The organism is Streptomyces sp. NPDC107471, from assembly GCF_055582845.1.
Map to the genome: position 1 here is coordinate 107,799 of NZ_JBVJPC010000003.1, position 18,967 is coordinate 126,765.

Annotated in this window: 19 protein-coding genes; 8 read left to right on the top strand and 11 right to left on the bottom strand. The window is 70.9% G+C overall.

All coding sequences use genetic code 11. From position 1 onward, the window contains the following. Window positions 1–1,680, bottom strand: coding sequence for a carbohydrate binding domain-containing protein (locus ACZ66S_RS09960; protein ID WP_469901009.1), 1,680 nt, complete (start codon window positions 1,678–1,680; stop codon window positions 1–3). A gap of 129 nt (window positions 1,681–1,809) precedes the next feature. Then, the gene (locus ACZ66S_RS09965) at window positions 1,810–2,931 is read right to left on the bottom strand and encodes an ATP-grasp domain-containing protein (protein WP_469901010.1); all 1,122 of its coding nucleotides are present in this window, start codon (window positions 2,929–2,931) and stop codon (window positions 1,810–1,812) included. Window positions 2,932–3,194: 263 nt separating this feature from the next. Here ACZ66S_RS09965 and ACZ66S_RS09970 point away from each other — a divergent pair, with 263 nt between their 5' ends. Continuing rightward, window positions 3,195–4,055, top strand: coding sequence for a metallophosphoesterase family protein (locus ACZ66S_RS09970; RefSeq protein ID WP_469901011.1), 861 nt, complete (start codon window positions 3,195–3,197; stop codon window positions 4,053–4,055). Then, window positions 4,052–4,732 (top strand): 4'-phosphopantetheinyl transferase family protein, encoded by a 681-nt coding sequence (locus ACZ66S_RS09975; RefSeq protein WP_469901012.1) that lies wholly within the window; start codon window positions 4,052–4,054, stop codon window positions 4,730–4,732. Before ACZ66S_RS09970 ends, ACZ66S_RS09975 begins: the two co-directional genes overlap by 4 nt. Before the next feature lie 80 nt (window positions 4,733–4,812). Here ACZ66S_RS09975 and ACZ66S_RS09980 read toward each other — a convergent pair whose 3' ends face one another. From ACZ66S_RS09980 to ACZ66S_RS09990, 3 genes are all read right to left on the bottom strand, one after another. Beyond that, window positions 4,813–5,061: a hypothetical protein gene (locus ACZ66S_RS09980; protein ID WP_469901013.1), complete on the bottom strand. Its 249-nt coding sequence runs from the start codon at window positions 5,059–5,061 to the stop codon at window positions 4,813–4,815. 172 nt (window positions 5,062–5,233) lie between these two features. Beyond that, window positions 5,234–5,764 carry a toxin-antitoxin system, toxin component gene (locus ACZ66S_RS09985; protein WP_469901014.1) on the bottom strand — a complete coding sequence of 177 codons (531 nt, stop codon included), beginning with the start codon at window positions 5,762–5,764 and terminating at the stop codon, window positions 5,234–5,236. A 32-nt stretch (window positions 5,765–5,796) separates the two neighbouring features. Further along, window positions 5,797–6,453: a helix-turn-helix domain-containing protein gene (locus ACZ66S_RS09990; RefSeq protein ID WP_007386039.1), complete on the bottom strand. Its 657-nt coding sequence runs from the start codon at window positions 6,451–6,453 to the stop codon at window positions 5,797–5,799. A 224-nt stretch (window positions 6,454–6,677) separates the two neighbouring features. Here ACZ66S_RS09990 and ACZ66S_RS09995 point away from each other — a divergent pair, with 224 nt between their 5' ends. After that, window positions 6,678–7,328 (top strand): MmyB family transcriptional regulator, encoded by a 651-nt coding sequence (locus ACZ66S_RS09995; protein ID WP_469901015.1) that lies wholly within the window; start codon window positions 6,678–6,680, stop codon window positions 7,326–7,328. A 95-nt stretch (window positions 7,329–7,423) separates the two neighbouring features. Here the strand turns inward: ACZ66S_RS09995 and ACZ66S_RS10000 are convergent, their stop codons facing one another. Together ACZ66S_RS10000 and ACZ66S_RS10005 are read right to left on the bottom strand one after the other, a co-directional pair. After that, entirely contained in the window at window positions 7,424–8,182 is a 759-nt protein-coding gene (locus tag ACZ66S_RS10000; RefSeq protein WP_469901016.1) for a cache domain-containing protein, read from the bottom strand. Between the two features lie 39 nt (window positions 8,183–8,221). After that, window positions 8,222–8,962 carry a FadR/GntR family transcriptional regulator gene (locus tag ACZ66S_RS10005; protein ID WP_469901017.1) on the bottom strand — a complete coding sequence of 247 codons (741 nt, stop codon included), beginning with the start codon at window positions 8,960–8,962 and terminating at the stop codon, window positions 8,222–8,224. A gap of 121 nt (window positions 8,963–9,083) precedes the next feature. Here ACZ66S_RS10005 and ACZ66S_RS10010 point away from each other — a divergent pair, with 121 nt between their 5' ends. The 5 genes from ACZ66S_RS10010 to ACZ66S_RS10030 all read left to right on the top strand — a co-directional run bounded on the left by ACZ66S_RS10010 (window position 9,084) and on the right by ACZ66S_RS10030 (window position 15,509). Further along, window positions 9,084–10,121: an ABC transporter ATP-binding protein gene (locus ACZ66S_RS10010; RefSeq protein ID WP_469901018.1), complete on the top strand. Its 1,038-nt coding sequence runs from the start codon at window positions 9,084–9,086 to the stop codon at window positions 10,119–10,121. A gap of 14 nt (window positions 10,122–10,135) precedes the next feature. Next, on the top strand, window positions 10,136–11,338 hold the full coding sequence (locus tag ACZ66S_RS10015; protein WP_469901715.1) for an ABC transporter substrate-binding protein: 1,203 nt from the start codon (window positions 10,136–10,138) through the stop codon (window positions 11,336–11,338). Between the two features lie 3 nt (window positions 11,339–11,341). After that, on the top strand, window positions 11,342–12,205 hold the full coding sequence (locus ACZ66S_RS10020; protein WP_469901019.1) for an ABC transporter permease: 864 nt from the start codon (window positions 11,342–11,344) through the stop codon (window positions 12,203–12,205). Window positions 12,206–12,216: 11 nt separating this feature from the next. Next, on the top strand, window positions 12,217–13,032 hold the full coding sequence (locus tag ACZ66S_RS10025; RefSeq protein ID WP_469901020.1) for an ABC transporter permease: 816 nt from the start codon (window positions 12,217–12,219) through the stop codon (window positions 13,030–13,032). A gap of 314 nt (window positions 13,033–13,346) precedes the next feature. Continuing rightward, window positions 13,347–15,509: a galactose-binding domain-containing protein gene (locus ACZ66S_RS10030; protein ID WP_469901021.1), complete on the top strand. Its 2,163-nt coding sequence runs from the start codon at window positions 13,347–13,349 to the stop codon at window positions 15,507–15,509. Here the strand turns inward: ACZ66S_RS10030 and ACZ66S_RS10035 are convergent. The 4 genes from ACZ66S_RS10035 to ACZ66S_RS10050 are packed head-to-tail and all read right to left on the bottom strand — an operon-like array spanning window position 15,478 to window position 18,837. Further along, a complete protein-coding gene (locus ACZ66S_RS10035) occupies window positions 15,478–16,293 on the bottom strand; it encodes an ABC transporter ATP-binding protein (protein ID WP_469901022.1) in 816 nt (271 codons plus the stop codon). The genes ACZ66S_RS10030 and ACZ66S_RS10035 overlap by 32 nt on opposite strands. Before the next feature lie 26 nt (window positions 16,294–16,319). Beyond that, entirely contained in the window at window positions 16,320–17,099 is a 780-nt protein-coding gene (locus ACZ66S_RS10040; RefSeq protein ID WP_469901023.1) for an ABC transporter permease, read from the bottom strand. After that, entirely contained in the window at window positions 17,096–17,869 is a 774-nt protein-coding gene (locus ACZ66S_RS10045) for an ABC transporter permease (protein WP_469901024.1), read from the bottom strand. Before ACZ66S_RS10045 ends, ACZ66S_RS10040 begins: the two co-directional genes overlap by 4 nt. Continuing rightward, entirely contained in the window at window positions 17,866–18,837 is a 972-nt protein-coding gene (locus tag ACZ66S_RS10050; RefSeq protein WP_469901025.1) for an ABC transporter substrate-binding protein, read from the bottom strand. The genes ACZ66S_RS10045 and ACZ66S_RS10050 overlap by 4 nt, the downstream gene beginning before the upstream one ends. Window positions 18,838–18,967 lie beyond the last annotated feature (130 nt).

Genomic DNA, 18,967 nt, shown 5'->3' on the forward strand with positions numbered 1-18,967 from the left:
TCAGCCGGTGAAGCCGGCCGTGATCGAGGTGAACTGCCAGGTGCTCTGGCTGATGCCGGAGCAGTTGCTGACGACTCCGCCGCCCGGGCACGGCCGGTCCCGGTTGACCGACCAGAAGGCGAGCCGGGCGATGTGGTGGGAGTTCGCCCAGTCGCGGATCTGCGTCCAGATCTGCGGGGTCGTGTTCTCCTGCTGGTCGGAGAGACCGTTCATGCCGGAGATGCCGATGTGGGAGTAGGCGGTCGCGTCGTCCCAGCCGAAGGTGGACTTCAGCTTGGCCTTCAGCCCCTCCGTGGCGTTCACGGTGTTGCCGTACATGTCGGAGCCGCCGCCGAAGTCGAACGGCATGATGGTGAAGACGTCGATGTTCGCGCCCAGCGACTGCGCCTGCTCGATGAGCCGGTTGCCGTAGTAGGACGGGCCGGTGGTCGAGGTGCCGAAGGTGACGATGGTCTTCAGGCCGGGGTTGTTGGCCTTGACCGTCTTCAGCGCGGTCAGGATCCTCGCCTGCACGGCCTCGTTCTCGAACTCGTCGGTGTTCTCGATGTCCATGTCGATCGCCTTGAGCGAGTAGGCGTCGATCACCTTCTGCAGGGCGGCCGCGAGCGCGCTCGCCGAGGAGCAGTTGGCGCCGAGCTTGCTGCCCGACCAGCCGCCGAACGACGGCACGATGTCACCGCCGGCGGCCCGGATCTGGTTGATGGCGGTCTGGTCGACACCGCCGGTCAGCGGCCGGGTGCTGTCCCACGCGGGGTTGCAGCCGCCGGCGTCCAGCATGAACGCCATGGTGAACCACTTGACGCCGGTCGCGCTCATCACCGTGCTCGGGTTCGGCGGATCGCCCCAGCCCTCGTACAGGTACGGAGCGGCCTGCTTGAAGCCGGTGCCGCCACCGCCGCCCGCGTCGGTCGTCACGCTCACGGAGCCGGACGCCCCGGAGCTGTTGCCCGCCGCGTCGCGCGCCCTGACCGTGAAGGTGTACGCCGTGCTGGGCGAGAGGCCGCTGACGGTGGCGGACGTACCGGAGACGGCGAGGACGTTGTTGGAGCCGCTGTAGATGTCGTAGGCGGTGACGCCCACGTTGTCCGTCGAGGCGTTCCACTTCAGCGACACGCTCGACGAGGTCTTGCCCGTGGAGGTCAGTCCGGTCGGCACGGTCGGTGCCTGGGTGTCCGAACCGCCGCCCCCACCGGGGCCGTCGAGGCTGATGTCGTCGGCGTAGTAGGTGCCCTGGGCGTACCAGCCGTGCACGTAGACGGTGGCGCTGGTCTGCCCGGCGCCGGTGGTGAAGCTCGTGGTGAGCTGGCTGTACGCGGACGGGGAGCTCGTCCAGGTGGAGGCGCCGCCGTCCACCCCGAGGTAGACGTACGAGCCGCGCACCCAGCCGCTGAGGCTGTAGGTGGTGTTGGGCTGTACGGAGACGGTCTGGCTGCACCGGGCGTTGTCGCTCGAACTGACCGCTCCGGCAAGGGCCTTGGAGCCCCCGTGGACGGGAGAGGAGACGACCGAACCGAGGTTGCCGGAGCAGGTCCAGGGAGACAGACCGCCCGACTCGAAGCCGGGATTGGGCAGGACGTTGGCCGCTTGGGCCGTACCGGGAAGGGCGACGGCTCCGGCCAGTGCGAGAGCGGCGGAGCCGAGCAGAGCGAGGACTCTGGAACGTCTGAGTGGGTTGCGCATGCGATCTCCCTGAAGAAATGGGGGTGTTCGGGAGTGCAGAGAGGTGGTGCAGGGGGTGCGCAACCAAGTTGGTATGGACCAATCCACCTGTCAAGGAGAACGGCAGGATTGGTCCATACCGGTTGAGGCCTACAGCGGCAGTGCCTGGGCCGCCTCCACCGAGGGGGAGGGCGACGGGACGGACGGCAGCAGCGGCCCGACCTCCTCGACCCGCTGGTGCGGCACCGACACGGGGCGCAGCGGCCGCGGCCCCGACACCACCGTGTAGTCCTGTCCGAGGAACGGCGGCTCGATCGTGCCGGGATCCTCGCCCAGGGCCAACTGCACCGCCGCCCAGGGCACGTTGACCCCGCAGAGGGAGAGCTGGTGCAGCCCGCCCGCCGGACGCGTGTTCACGTCCATCAGCACGGGCCGGTCACCGAGCATCCGGAACTGGATGTTGGACAGGTAGTGCAGCCCGAACCCCTCGGCCACCAGTCGCGCCGGCTCCAGCCACTGCTCGTGCCGCGTGAACCCGCGCCGCCGCCCGTTCTTCGTGCGGCCGATCGCCAGCCGCACCCGGTTGTCGGGCCCGGTGAGCGTGTCGACCGACACCTCCGGCTGCTCCAGACGCGGCATGACCAGCCAGTCCACCTGCTCCTCGGACCGCGAGAGCGCCTCGACGACCGTGTCGAGCGACACGTAGGGACTCGGGAAGCCGTTGAGCTGCGCGAGGGAGAAGGGCTCGCGGGTGACGACCCGGAAGCCGACCCCGCCCGCGCCGGACGCGGGCTTGAAGCAGGCCCGGTGGCCGTCGGCCTCCAGCTCCTCGACGGCCGCGACCAGCTCGTCCGCGGTCCGCACCCGCCACCACGGCGGCACCGGGACACCGACCGCCTGGACCGCCTCGTAGGCGATCACCTTGTCGTGGAAGACGGCCACGGCCTCCGGCGGCGGCGCGAGCAGCGCCGTGCCGATCGCGGTGAACTCGGCGCGGTGGGAGACGATCGCCGCCTGGTGCAGCCGCGGCACGAAGACGTCGATCCCGCGCTTCTGGCACTGGTCCAGGGCGAACTCGACGTAGGCGGCCGGGGACAGCCCCTCCGGCTCCAGCTCGGCGGTGTCGGCGGCGGCCAGCACGGGGGAGTCGGCGTCCGCGTGCGTCGCATGGATCTCGACGGCTCTGTCGCTGGGATTTCGGCGGAGCTGATCCATGAAGAACACGTTCTCCGCGTACGTGCGGTTGAGCCAGACGCGTACGCGAGAGTGCATTCAGGCCGCCTTTCGGGGTTTTCGGGCACGGCGAAGCGGGCCCGTGCCCGGGCAGGGTGATTGGAGGGACACCAAACCGCCCCTTGCGAAGGGAAGTTTCTGCGGTGGTGTTGGGGCGATCATACGGCTTTCAAGGGGCCACGCGTGCAACGCCCGTGTTACGACTTGCCCGATCATGGAACGCCGCCGCCCGGACCCACTCTTGTACCGGGAAACCAAATGTGTTCTCGTGGTGCCACTCGGGTGCTCGGAGGGGGCGAGAGGTGACAGCGACGGCCGGTGGCGCGGCACAGCTCCTGGCCGTGAGCGACCTGCACATCGGCTACCCCGAGAACCGCGCCCTCGTCGAGGCGATGCGCCCCGGCACCGACGACGACTGGCTCCTGGTGGCCGGAGACGTCGCCGAGACCGTCGACGACGTCCGCTGGGCCCTGGAGACCCTCGCCGGCCGCTTCCGCCAGGTCGTCTGGGCCCCCGGCAACCACGAACTGTGGACCCACCCGAAGGACACCGTCACCCTGCGCGGGGTCGCCCGCTACGAGCACCTCGTCGAGATGTGCCGGCAGCTCGGCGTCCTGACCCCCGAGGACCCCTACCCGGTCTGGGACGGCCCCGGCGGACCGGTCGCCGTCGCCCCGCTGTTCCTGCTGTACGACTACTCGTTCCTGCCCGCCGGCTGCACCACCAAGGAGCAGGGCCTGGAGTACGCGCACGGCACCGGCATCGTGTGCAACGACGAGGTCCTGCTGCACCCCGATCCGTACCCGACCCGGGAGGACTGGTGCCGGGCCCGGGTCGCCGGGACCGAGCGCAGACTCGCCGAGCTGCCCGCGGACCTGCCCACGGTCCTCGTCAACCACTACCCGCTGGACCGGCATCCCACGGACGTCCTGTGGCACCCCGAGTTCGCGATGTGGTGCGGCACCGCGCTGACCGCGGACTGGCACCGCAGGTTCCGCGTTGCGACCATGGTCTACGGCCATCTGCACATCCCGCGGACCACCTGGCACGAGGGCGTCCGCTTCGAGGAGGTCTCGGTGGGCTACCCGCGCGAGTGGCGCAAGCGGCCGGAGCCGCCCGGGCGGCTGCGCCGGATCGTGCCCGGGGAGGTCGGCGCGCTGTGATCGAGGAACTCCTGCCGGACTCGGTGGTGGCCGTCGAGGTCCACGGCCACGACGAGCCGGAGAACGCCGCGCTGTACCCCGAGGAGGCCGCGCTCGTCGCACCCGCGGTCCCCAAGCGCCGCCGCGAGTTCGCCGTGGTGCGGGCCTGCGCGCGCCGGGCCATGGAGAAGCTCGGTGTGCCGCCCCAGCCGGTGCTGCCCGGGGAGCGCGGTGCCCCGCGCTGGCCGGCCGGGCTCACCGGCAGCATGACCCACTGCGACGGCTACTGCGCCGCCGCGCTGGTCCGCGTCGCCGACCTGGCCTCGCTCGGTATCGACGCCGAACCCCACGGACCGCTCCCGGAGGGCGTCCTGGAGAGCGTCTCCCTGCCGCAGGAGCGGGTCAGGCTGCGGGAGCTCGCCGAGGCCCATCCCGCGGTCCACTGGGACCGGCTGCTGTTCAGCGCCAAGGAGTCCGTGTACAAGGCGTGGTTCCCGCTCACCGGGACGTGGCTGGAGTTCACCGAGGCCGACATCGACATCCGCGTCGACCCCGGCCGGCCCGCCGGCGGCACCCTGCGCGCCGAACTCCTCGTCCCCGGCCCGCTGGTCGGCGGCGAACGGCGCGGCGCCTTCGAGGGCCGCTGGACGGCCCGCGACGGCCTGGTCGCGACGGCGGTGACGGTGCCGCACGCCTGACCCCGGAGTGCGGCACTCGTCCCGGGCCCGTGCCGCGGCTCAAGCCTCAGGGCCCCTTGGGTCACGGCCGGCCCGGCACGTCACGGCTGTGGGGTCTCCGGTGGGCACCAGGTGTGCAGAAGCCTGAAGAACGACTCCTCGTTGCCCGCGAGGCCCGCGGCCGCCAGAGCCTGTTCGGCCTCGGCGAGGACCGCCGGCGGGACGACCGGTGGTCGGGCGGTGTCGGGCGGGCCGGCCGCGGTGTCGAAGGCGGCTCGGACCGTGTGCAGCAACCGCAGATACGCCTGGACGGCGGTGCGCTCACGGTCGGTCAGTACGGCGGTGGGCATCGGCGGCTCTCCCCGGGTCGGTGTCGGTCGCACCCCCGGACGGGGCGCGTCGGTCGCACCCCGCACGGGCGTGCAACTCCAGCTTGCCGTCCGCCACTGACAATCCGGCTTCCGCGCCCTCGCCCCCGCCCGCTCGGCGGATGCGGGACCGCACCGCCCACGGCCGCGCCCCTCAGCTCTGCGGGCCCAGATACCCCAGGGAGACCTCGATCCGCCCCGCCAGACGGTCCCGCTGCACCGGGCCCCGCAGCGGCGAACCCGCCAGCCAGGTGCGGCACTTGCTCGCCAGCAGCAGGCCGAAGCTCTCCGCCTCCCGCTCGTCGTCGAGGTCGAAGCGGCTGCGGGCGGCGACCTTGCGGACCGTGGCCTGGAGATCGGCGTCGTCGTGGAGGAGGCGGGCGGCGACCGCGGCACCCTCGACGTGGTGGGAGCAGTGGCCGGCGTTCATGTGCCACAGCTCGTGGCCGAGGATGACCAACTGGTGGTCGGGGGCGGTGCGTTCCTCGATCACCACGAGGTCCTGGTCGGCCATGTCGAGCCACAGCCCGCTGGCCGTGCCGGGCGGGAAGGGCGCCGTACGGAAGTGGACCGGGCGGCCCCGGCGTCTGCTCATCGCCCCGCACAGGGCGCCGTAGAGGTCCTCGGGCCGCGCCGGGGTGTCGAGTTCCAGCTCCGCCACCAACTCGCCGCTCAGGCGGCGCATGTGCCTACCGATGCCCACAGTTCTCTCCCGGATCAGGACTCGGGCCGCTTGACGCTCTCCAGGAGCATGTCCAGCCACTCGGCGACCTTGTCACGGTGCTGGTCGGTGGGAAGCTGCGCGGCCCGCCAGGCGATGCCCCGCACGCCGTGGTCCTGCAACAGCCGCTCCAACGGGTCCCGGGCCGCCGCCGCGGCCTCCCGCTCCCGGTCGGCGAGCTTGTGCAGGAGCTCCTGCTCGGTGTGCTGGAGGGCACCCGCGAGCGCCTCGGGGTCCTCGGCCGTGAGGAACCCGGCGTGCACGCGGAAGAACCGCTGGATGGCGTCGCAGTGCTCCATGGTGGGACGCCGGTCGCCGTTGATGAGGGCGCCCGCCTGCTGCCGGGACATGCCCGCGCCGTCGGCGATCTCCTGCTGGGTGTACTTGCGCCCGTTGGGCTTGAGGCGGGTGCGGCGCAAAAGGTCGAGGCGTTGCAGGAACCGCGCCTGGACGTCGGGTTCGCCCGCCGGGCGCCCGCTCAGCAGGGCCTTGACCACGGGTTCGGGGACACCGGAGGCGACCGACAGGCGGCCGGTGTCGAAGACCTGCGCGTGCGGGACGCCGAGCCGGTCGGCGAGTGCGGTGACGCGGGCGACGACGGCCGTCAGCACGACCGTTGCCGCGTCGTCCGGGCTCTCGAAGCCATCCGACACCGACAGATCTCCTACGTCTCTCACCCGACTTCTCACAGGCGGTCGCCGTGAACTTCCCGGAGAGTAGCCCGTTGTTCGAACTCACATCCAGGTCTCGCCACAACTGTGGCCAATTTCAGCCGTCAACCGCTACGGAATGCCACGATAGTTGACACGACTCGTCCCGGGGAAGCAGGATCAAGGCGCCGCGTGAAGGCCGCATAGGCAAGAGGGGTGACCTCCCGATGGCGTATCAGGCAGGTGGGCAGCGGTCGGAACTGCGGCCCGCCCCCGAAGGGCTCGAAGCCCAGGCGTACCTTCAGGACTACGCCACACTCCTGGAAGCCGTCCCCTTCCCGTCCGTCGTCCTCGACCACCGCTGGGACGTCGTACTGGCCAACACCGCTTTCGCGTCACTTTTCCGTGCCGTGGGTCCGCACCCGACGGCCATGCCGGGCGACAACTTCCTGCGCTTCGTCCTCTTCCACCCCGACGCGAGCAGCGTCCTCGGCGAGCACGAGTCGCGCTGGTTCCTGCCGATGCTCGCGCACTTCGCCGCCGCGGTGGAGCGGCACGGCCACGACCACGGCCTCCAGGCGATCCGCCGGGACATCGCCCAGGACCCGATCATGGACGCCGCCTACCGGCACGGCCTGCCGCACTGGATCCGCGCGGTCGGCGAACAGGCGGTGGAGCACGACGGCTCCGTACGCCCGCTCGTGCACCCCGACCCGCGCTGGGGGGCCACCGACTGCCGGGTGGTCGACGAGACCCCGCGCACCCTGCGCGACCTGGGCTACACGCGGCTGACGCTGGTGCTCCGGCCGGCTCCCGCCAGGCGTCGCCCGCGGCGCGCGGCGGCCCACCTCACGGTGGTGCCCACCCCCGAGGCCTGACGGGCACCGTCGGCGTTCAGGTCGTCGACGGCGCCTCGTCAGTAGTTGTCGGTCCCCGTGGAGCAGGGGTGCTCCACGGGGCCGCCCGGTCCGGCTCACTCCGTCACCACCAGCACCAGCGGCACTCCCGCGCAGGGGATCAGCCGCACCCCGTCTTCCCGTCCCGGCCGTCCGGTCGCCAACGCCCCCGCGTGGTCGGGGCCCTTGTCGAGGGAGCCGACCAGGTGCCGCGGATCGGTGGACGCGGCGACCCGGCCGCGGGCGTTCACCAGCCGGGCGGGGCCCGGGAGCCGGTGCAGCAGCGGCATCACGGCCGCCTCGAAGTGCCGCAGGTACACGTCCGCCGCGGCCACCCCCGCGAACCGGCCCGCCACCTCGACCGGCGCCGACAGCGTCAGGCTGTACTCGTCGGAGCAGAGATAGTCGACGTACGGCCCGGCCACCGCCCGCTCCCCGGTGTCGCGGGGCAGCGCGAACCAGTCCCAGTGCGTGTAGTCGGCGTACGCGGAGTGCTCGGGGTCGAGGTCCAGCAGCAGGGGCCGTACGTCGCCCTCCGCGCCCGTCTGCCACCACTCCAGCCACGCGGGTACGTCCGTCAGCAGGCCCGGAGCGGCGACGAAGCCGACGCCGGACACCAACGCGTGCCGGGCGAGCCGCAGATGGAGGCCCGGGCGCAGGGCGGCCAGGTCGACGGTGGCCGGGCGGCGGCCCTCGGCGGCCACGCGCTCCAGCAGGGCCGCGGTGTCGGCGCGGGTCGCGGCCACGGCGTCGAAGACCGTCTCGACGGCCGAGCGGACCCGGGCCGCGACCGACTCCTCCGGTGCCGTGCCGAGCACTGCGGTCGCGAGGCCCATGGCTGCCCTCCAGCGGACGGGGGCCGTCGAGCGAGGCGGCTACAGCGTCAGACGCAGGGCGATCAGCCGTGCCGTCGACTCCCGTACGCATCGCCCGGCCAGCTCCCTGGCCGATTCGTGGACCCCATCCTGCACGGCGGAGATGACGAATCGGAGTCGCTCGGACACCTCTTCACGATATTCGCCGTCCCCGAGCACAAGACACAGCAGCGCCCCGACCTCCGTCTGCAACGCCACCTGCTCCCGGGTCAGCCGCGCCGACTGCGCGGCCGCCGCCAACTCCACGTGGAAGCGGCCGTAGAGGCGACTGCGCGCCGCCGCGTCGCCCGCCCGCGCCAACTCCTCGGCGGTGCGCCGCAGCGGTAGGAGGTCCTCGGGCTCGGTGCGTTCGGCCGCGAGCCCCGCCGCCGTACCGGACAGGGCGGCCCAGTGGTCGCCGAGGTCGCGCAGCTCCTCGGTGCTCCAGCCGCGCAGCCGGGCCCTGAGCCGTTCCTCGCCGGGGACTTCGGGCAGCGAGACGAAGGAGCCGCCGCCGCGGCCCCGGCGGGTGGTGACGAGCCCCTGCTGGCGCAGCGCCATCAGCGCCTCCCGCAGGGTCACCGTGGACACGCCGAGCTGACCGGCCAGTTCGCTCTCGCCCGGGAGCTGCTCCCCGTCGGCGAGCAGCCCGAGCTCGATGGCGTCACCGATCCGGCGCACGACCGCGTCCACCCGGGCCCGGCTGTCCACCGGGGCGAAGACGGCTCTGCGGGCGCCGCCGTCGATGCGCTGCTGGTTCACGGCCACCACCTTGCACGTTGACTCAAGCTTTACCCTAAGGGGGCCTTGAGCTTTGAACTATGACTTCATATGTTTTCGGTCGATCGGTCAACTCCCGAACGCGCCAGAAAGGTTCCCGCCCATGGAGGGACGTGCGATCCGGCTGCACCACCTGCGGAAGTCGTTCGGGGAGACGACCGCCGTGGCCGGGATCGACCTGGAGATCCGGGACGGCGAGTTCTTCTCGATGCTCGGCCCCTCCGGCTCCGGCAAGACCACCGTTCTGCGCCTGATCGCCGGCTTCGAGACCCCCACCGAGGGCCGCGTCGAGCTCGCCGGGCAGGAGGTCACCGGCCTCGCGCCCTTCGAACGGGACGTCCACACCGTCTTCCAGGACTACGCCCTCTTCCCGCACATGAGCGTCGAGCAGAACGTCGCCTACGCCCTCAAGGTCCGCGGGGTGCCCAAGGCGGAGCGCCTGGTACGGGCCCGCAAGGCGCTCGGCGAGGTCCGCCTGGAGGGCTTCGGCAGACGCCGGCCGGCCCAGCTCTCCGGCGGACAGCGCCAGCGGGTCGCCCTCGCCCGCGCACTGGTCGGCCGCCCCCGCGTGCTGCTGCTCGACGAGCCGCTCGGCGCGCTCGACCTGAAGCTGCGGGAGCAGATGCAGGTCGAACTCAAGGCGCTCCAGCGGGAGGTCGGGATCACCTTCGTCCTCGTCACCCACGACCAGGAGGAGGCCCTGACGATGAGCGACCGCATCGCCGTCTTCCACCGGGGCCGCGTCGAACAGGTCGGCACCCCGGCCGAGATCTACGAACGGCCCGCGACCCGCTTCGTGGCGTCCTTCGTCGGCACCTCCAACCTCCTCGACGGGGACGTCGCCCGCCGGATCGTCGGCGCGGCGGGCACCTACAGCGTGCGGCCCGAGAAGATCCGGGTGCTGAAGGAGTCCGCGGACTGCGGCGAGCCGGAGCACGTGAGTGCCATCGGGACCGTCGCCGAGGTGGTCTACCTCGGGGACGCCACCCGCTTCCTGGTCGACCTCGACGGCGGCGGCCGCCTCACCGCGCTCCAGCAGAACCTGGAGACGTCCTCCGAGGACGTGGCCGCCTACCGGGGCGCCCGGGTGCGACTGCAATGGCACCGGCGGCACGCCGTCGCGGTGCCCACCACCGACTGACCCCCTTCTCGCAGATGGAGTACGTCGTGCGCCTCCCCCTCCCCGCGGCTGCGGCCGTCGCCCTGCTGCTCGCCGCCACCGCCTGCGGCTCCTCCGACACCGGCTCCGGCGGCTCCGCCGGACTCAACCCGCCCGACCTCAAGGCGCCCACGAAACTGGGTGCCACCGAGGGCCAGGTCAACCTGATCGCCTGGGCCGGCTACGTCGAGGACGGATCCAACGACCCGAAGGTCGACTGGGTCAGCGACTTCGAGAAGCAGACCGGCTGCCAGGTCGACTCCAAGACGGCCGCCAGCTCCGACGAGATGGTCAAGCTGATGAAGACGGGCCGGTACGACGCCGTCTCCGCCTCCGGCGACGCCTCCCTGCGCCTCATCGCCGCCGGGGACGCGGCCCCCGTCAACACCGACCTCGTCCCCCACTACAAGGACATCTTCAGCGGGTTGAAGGACGGCGCCTGGAACTCCGTCGACGGGCAGATGTACGGCATCCCGCACGGCCGGGGCGCCAACCTGCTGATGTACAACACCGCGAAGGTCAGCCCGGCCCCGACCTCCTGGTCCGCCGTGTTCGACGAGGCGTCCCGGTACAAGGGCCATGTCACCGCGTACGACTCGCCGATCTACATCGCCGACGCGGCGCTGTACCTGAAGGCGACCCGGCCCGACCTCGGCATCAAGGACCCCTACGCGCTCGACCAGAAGCAGTTCGACGCGGCCGTGGCCCTGCTGAAGAAGCAGAACGCGAACATCGGCGAGTACTGGAGCGACTACCTCAAGGAGATCTCCGCGTTCAAGAGCGGCGACTCCGTGATCGGCACCACCTGGCAGGTCATCGCCAACCTCACCGCCGACGAGGGAGCCGAGGTCAAGGCCTTCGTCCCGAAGGAGGGTTCGACCGGCTGGTCCGACACCTGGATGGTCTCCGCCAAGGCCGAGCACCCCAACTGCGCCTACAAATGGCTCGACTGGATCGTCTCGCCGAAGGTCAACGCCCAGGTCGCCGAGTACTTCGGCGAGGCACCCGCCAACTCCGAGGCCTGCGACCTGACCAGCGACAGGAAGTTCTGCACGACCTACCACGCCGCCGACGAGGACTACTGGAAGAACATCGCCTTCTGGAACACGCCCATCGAGCAGTGCCTGGACGGCCGCACCGACGTCACGTGCGTGCCGTACGCCAAGTGGGTGCAGGCCTGGACCGAGATCAAGGGCTGAGGCATGACCCTCACGACACGGACCGCGGGGGCGCTGCACCGCCGCCCCCGCCTCCGGCTCGCCCTGCTCCTCACGGCCCCGCTGCTGTGGCTGGCGGTGCTCTACCTCGGCTCGCTGACCGTGCTGTTCGTCTCCGCGTTCTGGACCACGGACTCCTTCACCTCCGAGGTGGTGAAGGTCTGGTCGACCGACAACTTCCACGAGCTGGTCACCACCCCGGTCTTCCGGCAGGTGATCCTGCGGAGCGTGGGCGTGGCACTGGCGGTCACCGTGCTGTGCGCGGTGATCGCCTTCCCGGTCGCCTTCTTCACGGCACGGGTAGCGCGGCCCCGGTGGCGGCCCCTGCTGGTCGTCGCCATCCTCACCCCGCTGTGGGCGAGTTACCTGGTCAAGGTGTACGCCTGGCGGCTGATCCTCTCCGAGGGCGGGCTCGCCGACTGGATGCTGAGGCCGTTCGGGCTGACCGGGCCGGGGTACGGACTGACGGCGACCGTGCTGACCCTGACGTACCTCTGGCTGCCGTACATGATCCTGCCGATCCACACGGCGCTGGAGCAGGTGCCCGCCAACCTGCTCGACGCGTCGGCGGACCTGGGGGCGCGGGCCGGCCGGACCTTCCGCTCCGTGGTCCTGCCGATGGTGCTGCCGTCGGTGGCGGCCGGGTCGGTCTTCACCTTCTCGCTGAGCCTCGGCGACTACATCACCGTGCAGATCGTCGGCGGCAAGACCCAGCTCATCGGCAACCTCGTCTACTCCAACATCGAACTCAACCTGCCGATGGCCGCCGCGCTCGGCACGGTCCCGGTCGCCGTCATCGTGCTGTACCTGCTGGCGATGCGCCGCACCGGTGCGCTGAGCAGTCTGTAGAGGAGCCCGTCGTGCAGCTCTCCCGTTCCGCGCGGATCGCCCTGCGCGTCGCCGCCGGCCTCGGCTTCGCGGTGATCTACGTCCCGCTCGTGCTCGTCCTCGTCAACTCCCTGAATCCCGACCGGAGCGCGAGCTGGCCACCGCCCGGCCTGACCGCGCACTGGTGGTCGGTGGCCCTGGAGAACACGGGAGCCCGTGAGGCGCTGTGGGTGTCGGTCAGGGCGGGGCTGGGTGCCACGGCCGTCGCGCTGGTCCTCGGCACGCTCATCGCCTTCGCCGTCGCCCGGCACCGCTTCTTCGGCCGGGGCACGCTCTCCTTCGTGGTCGTCCTGCCGATCGCGCTGCCGGGGATCGTCACGGGCATCGCCCTCAACTCGGCGTTCGGCACGGTACTGGAGCCGCTGGGGGTCGGCCTCGGGCTCTTCACGGTGGTCGTCGGCCACGCCACCTTCTGCATCGTCGTCGTCTTCAACAACGTCGTCGCGCGTCTGCGCCGCACCTCCGGCTCCTACGAGGAGGCCGCGATGGACCTGGGTGCCAACACCTTCCGGGCCTTCGTCGACGTCACCTTCCCGCTGGTCCGCTCGGCCCTCCTCGCGGGTGCCCTGCTCGCCTTCGCCCTCTCCTTCGACGAGATCGTGGTGACCACCTTCACCGCGGGCCCGGGCGTCGAGACCCTGCCCCTCTGGATCTTCGACAACATGACCCGCCCGCAGCAGGCACCCGTGGTGAACGTGGTGGCGGCGGTCCTGGTGCTGCTGTCGGTGATCCCGATCTACCTCGCCCAGCGGCTGTCGGCGGACACGGCGACGGGGAGCCGGGTGTGACGGCGGGTCACCCGGGGCCCCTTGACCTTGGTGCGCAAGTGGCTTGCTTTTCTTGCGCCTTTCTTGCGTGAGTGGTGCGATGCCCCGTCGCGGTGGCGGAGCTTGGAGGTGCTGAACTCGCAGGCGGGTGGCGGTGTCGTCCCGTCTGTTGTCCACCGTGCGGGCCCTGCATCTATGAAATCCATCTCTGCCGCTGTGCTGTCGAGTAATTACGGATTCCGCGCGGACATCTTGCGGGCGGTTGTCGCGGGTGCTTGAGTGTGCCGCGCCCACCGCATCCGCCACGAGGGGTCCACACGCGAAGGGATCAGCACATGCACAGATCTGTCAGGGGCATGCCAGCAGCGATGATGGTGGCGGCCCTCTCCGCCGGCCTCCTCACCGCCACGGCACCCGCCGCCCACGCGGCCGCGGGCGCCACCCTGCCCTTCACCTCGGTCGAGGCCGAGTCCGCCACCACGACCGGCACCAGGATCGGGCCCGACCACACCCAGGGGACGCTCGCCTCGGAGGCGTCCGGGCGGCAGGCGGTACGGCTCGGTGCAGGCCAGCGCGTCGAGTTCACGGTGCCGCGCGCCGCCAACGCCGTGAACCTCGCCCACAGCGTCCCGGACGGCCAGTCGGGCACGCTGAACGTCTACGTCAACGGCACCAGGCTCGCCAGGACGCTGCCCGTGACCTCCAAGTACTCCTACATCGACACCGGCTGGATCGCCGGCGCCAGAACCCACCACTTCTTCGACAACGCCCGCCTCCTCCTGGGCCAGAACGTCCAGGCGGGCGACAGGGTCGCCTTCGAGTCCACCGGCACCCAGGTCACCGTCGACGTGGCCGACTTCGAGCAGGTCGCGACGGCCGCAGGGCAGCCCGCCGGGTCCGTGTCCGTCACCTCCAAGGGCGCCGACCCCACCGGCAACGGCGACTCCACCCAGGCGTTCCGGGACGCGATCTCCGCCGCCCAGGGCGGAGTGGTGTGGATCCCGCCGGGCGACTACCGGCTGACGTCCGCCCTCGGCGGCGTCCAGAACGTCACCCTCCAGGGCGCCGGGAACTGGCACTCGATCGTGCACTCCTCCCGGTTCATCGACCAGTCCGGCTCCGCCGGAGGCGTCCACATCAAGGACTTCGCGGTCGTCGGCGAGGTCACCGAGCGGGTCGACTCCAACCCGGACAACTTCGTCAACGGCTCCCTGGGTCCCGGCAGTTCGGTCTCCGGGATGTGGCTCCAGCACCTCAAGGTCGGCCTCTGGCTGACCGGCAACAACGACAACCTCGTCGTGGAGAACAACCGCATCCTCGACACCACCGCCGACGGCCTCAACCTCAACGGCAACGCCCGGGGAGTGCGCGTCCGGAACAACTTCCTGCGCAACCAGGGCGACGACGCGCTCGCCATGTGGTCGCTCAACGCCCCCGACACCAACAGCAGCTTCGAGAACAACACCATCACCCAGCCGAACCTCGCCAACGGCATCGCGATCTACGGCGGCACCGACATCGCCGTGCGGAACAACCTGGTCTCCGACACCAACGCGCTCGGCAGCGGCATCGCGATCTCCAACCAGAAGTTCCTCGACCCGTTCTTCCCGCTGGCCGGCACCATCACGGTCGACGGCAACACCCTGGTCCGCACCGGCGCGATGAACCCCAACTGGAACCATCCGATGGGGGCGTTGCGGGTCGACTCGTACGACAGCGCCATCAACGCCACGGTGAACATCACCAACACCACCATCACCGACAGCCCGTACAGCGCCTTCGAGTTCGTGTCCGGCGGGGGACAGGGCCACGCGGTCCGGAACGTCACCGTGAACGGCGCGACCGTGCGCAACACCGGTACGGTCGTCGTACAGGCGGAGGCCCAGGGTGCCGCGAGCTTCCGCAACGTCACGGCCGGCTCGGTGGGCGTGGCCGGCGTCTACAACTGCCCCTACCCGGCGAGCTCCGGCACCTTCGCCCTCACCGACGGCGGCGGCAACTCCGGCTGGAGCAGCACCTGGTCGGACTGCTCGACCTGGCCGCAGCCGGGGCAGGGCAATCCCGAGCCGGACCCGAACCGCAACCTCGCCAAGGGCCGCCCGGCCACCGCGACCGGCTCCCAGGACGTCTACACGCCCGGCAGGGCCGTCGACGGCGACGCGAACAGTTACTGGGAGTCCGCCAACAACGCCTTCCCGCAGTCCTGGACGGTGGACCTCGGAGCGGCCGAGCCGCTGCGCAGGGTGGTGCTGAAGCTGCCTCCGCAGAGCGCCTGGCAGGCCCGCACCCAGACCGTCACCGTGCTGGGCAGCACCGACGGCGGCAGCTACACCACCGTCGTCGGCGCCCAGGGCTACCGCTTCGACCCGGCGACCGGCAACACGGCCACCGTCACCCTGCCCGGCAGCAACGTGCGGTACCTGCGGCTGTCGGTGAGCGCCAACACCGCGTGGCCCGCGGCGCAGTTCAGTGAAGTGGAGGCGTATCGGACCTCGTGACCGGAGCGTCCCGCACGACCCCGCGCTTGGCCGCCTGGATCTGCTCGTACACATGGGTGCGCAGTTCGGCGAAGCGCGGGGCCACACGCGTGTTCAACTGGTCCCGCTCGTCCGGCAGATCGACCTTGAGCTGCTCCTGCACGACCGTGGGGGAGGCGGACAGCACGATCACCCGCTCACCCAGGTACACGGCCTCGTCGATGTCGTGGGTGACGAACAGGATCGTGATGCCGCGCTCCCGCCACAGCGTGCGCACCAGGTCCTCCAGGTCGGCCCGGGTCTGTGCGTCCACGGCCGCGAACGGCTCGTCCATCAGCAGGACCTCGGGCTCGTACGCGAGGGCGCGGGCGATCGCGACGCGCTGCTGCATACCGCCGGAGAGCTGCCAGGGATAGGCGTCGGCGGCATCCGCGAGACCCACCGACTCCAGTGCGTCGGCGACCAGTCCGTGCCGCCGCGCCCTGGTCAGGTCCTTCTGCTTCAGGGGGAGTTCGACATTGTCGGCGACCCGCATCCAGGGGAAGAGGCTGCGGCCGTACTCCTGGAAGACGAAGGCCATCCCGGGCGGCGGGCCGCTCACCTTCCGGCCCGCCAGGTGGACCTCGCCCGCCGTAGGGTCGAGGAGACCGCCCATGCACTTCAACAGGGTCGTCTTGCCGCAGCCCGAGGGGCCGACGAGACACACGAGTTCCCCCGCGTCCACGGTGAAGGTCAGATCGCGCACCGCCTCCACCCGGCGCCCTGACCCCTCGTAGACCTTCTGCAGGCCGCGTACGTCGAGCATGGACCGCCCTTTCGCGTCGGGGTGCTTCACGGGGACCGCCGTGCCGAGGCGCGCAGGCCGTGGTACCAGGCGAGGACCCGCCGCTCGACCAACTGGAAGACGACGGAGAGCAGGAACCCGAGCAGACCGAGGACGAGGATCCCGGTCCACATGTCGGGGATCGCGAAACTGCGCTGGAACTGCACGATGGTGAAGCCGATGCCGTTGCTGGCCGCGAACATCTCGCTGATGACCATCAGGATGATGCCGATCGACAGGGCCTGGCGCAGGCCCGCGAAGATCTGCGGGCTCGCCGAGCGCAGCACCAGATGGCGCAGCCGGGACTGCCCGGAGATGCCGTAGGAGCGGGCCGTCTCCACCATCACGGGGTCGACCGCGCGGACGCCCTCGACGGTGTTGAGCAGGATCGGCCACACGCAGCCGCTCGCGATCACGGTGACCTTCATCGTGTCGCCGATGCCCGCGAACAGCATGATGACCGGGATGAGGACCGGCGGGGGAACCGCCCGCAGGAACTCCAGGACCGGTTCGCACACCGCGCGCACCCGCCGGTAGGAGCCGATGACCGTGCCGACGGCGACCCCGACGACGGCCGCGAGCGCGTAACCCGCCGTCAGGCGCCAGAGGCTGGGCAGGACGTCGTCGCGCAGCCGTTCGGCGGTCCACACGTCCGGGAACGTCTGCAGGATGGTGCGCAGCGGCGGCCAGAAGACGTCGGTGCTGCCGTCCGAGGCCAGCCACCAGACCCCCACCAGCACCGCGGGCAGCGCGAGCACGAGGACCAGTCGCGAGACGAGCCGCTTCACACCGCCACCTCCCCGCGCACCGACTGGTGCCAGGCCAGCGCCCGCCGCTCCACGGTACGCGCGCCGACGTTGATGAGCAGCCCCAGCAGGCCGGTCATCACGATCAGCGCGTACATCTCCGGCACCGCCTGCGAGTTCTGCGCCACCGCGATCCTGGCGCCCAACCCCGGTGCCCCGATGACGAGTTCACCGGTGATGGCGAGGATCAGCGCGACGGCCGCGGCCAGCCGCACACCGGTCATCACGTACGGCAGCGCGGTCGGCCACAGCACGTGCCGGACCCGCGCCCAGGTGCCGAGACCGTACGACCGTGCCGTCTCGTCGGCGACGGGGTCGACGTCCTGGACGCCGTAGAGCGTCTGGATGAGGACCTGCCAGAAACTGGCGTACACGACGAGCAGCAGCACCGAGCGCAGTTCGCTGCCGTACAGCAGCACCGCCAGCGGGATGAGGGCGACCGAGGGGATCGGGCGCAGGAACTCGATCGTCGAGGCGGTCGCCTCGCGCAGGTACGGCACCACCGAAAGGACCACGCCGACGACGATCCCCGCCGAGGCGGCGACGGCCAGGCCCAGGGCCCAGCCGGTGAGGGTGTCGCCGAGCGCGGTCCAGAAGGCGCCGTCGGAGAGTTCGTCGGCGAGGGCGCGCGCGATCCGGCTGGTCGGCGGGAAGTACTCCTGCTTGACCAGACCGAGCCGCGGCACCGCCTCACCGAGGGCGAGGAAGGCCGCGAGTCCGGCGGCGCCCAGCGCCGTGTCCTGGAACCTCACGGAAGCAGCGCGTCCACGTCGGGGGTCTTCTTGAAGAACCCGTCCTGTTCGCCCAGCTTCGCCAGCGCCTCGATGGACTCCCTGTTGGGCTCGGCCGGCCACTTCGGCAGGGTCACCTGCTCCAGGACCGACGCCGGGATCTTGGTGTACGTCGTGATGATCCGGCGTGCCTCGTCCGGGTGCGCGTCGGCGTAGGCGAGGGACTCGGCGGTGGCTTCCTGGAACTTCTTCACCACGTCGGCGTTCTGCTGCTGGTACCGCGTGGAGGTGAAGTACATGGCCACCGTGGTGTTCGCGGCCACGTCCACCATCGGGGAGGCGATCACCTGGCCGCCCTGGCCCTTGATGGTGGCGAGCGCGGGCTCGACCGCGCAGGCCGCGTCGACCTGACCGCCGTCGAGGGCGGCCGGCATCTGGTCGAAGGCCAGCTCCACGAACTTCACCTTGTCCGGGTCGCCGCCGTCCTTGCGGACCGACTCGCGCACCGCGGACTCGTTGATGTTCTTCAGGGTGTTGATGGCGACCTTCTTGCCCTCCAGGTCCTTCGCGGACCTGATCGAGCTGCCCTGCTTCACCGCGATGCCCGCGAAGTCCTTGCCCGCCACGCCCGTCGAGGCGATGCCGTTGGCGACCGCCTTGACGGGCACTCCGGACGACTGGGCGATCAGCAGGGAGGTGACGTTGGAGAAACCGAACTGGAACTGCCCGCTGGCGACGCCCGGCACGATCGCCGCGCCGCCGGACGCGGTCGATATCTGGAGCGTGAGCCCGTGCTTGCGGTAAAAGCCCTTCTCCTGGCCCAGATAGATCGGCGCGACATCGACGATCGGGATGAGACCGAGCTTGACGGTGGTGGTGCCGCCCGACGACGATCCCGAGTCCGAGGCCCCCGAGTCGCCGGACGAACCACAGGCCGACGCGGTGACCAGGAATGCTCCGGCCGCGAGGGCGGCGAGCAGACGACGCATGGCTCCTCCTGTGCAGACTTCGTTGTTCCGACAGGCTGTGCTTACGACAGGCTGTGCGCAGACCGCACAGTGGTGCTCAGCGCGAAAGGTATTGGTCTCGCGGGTCGAGGTCAACACCTTTGGCTGACAA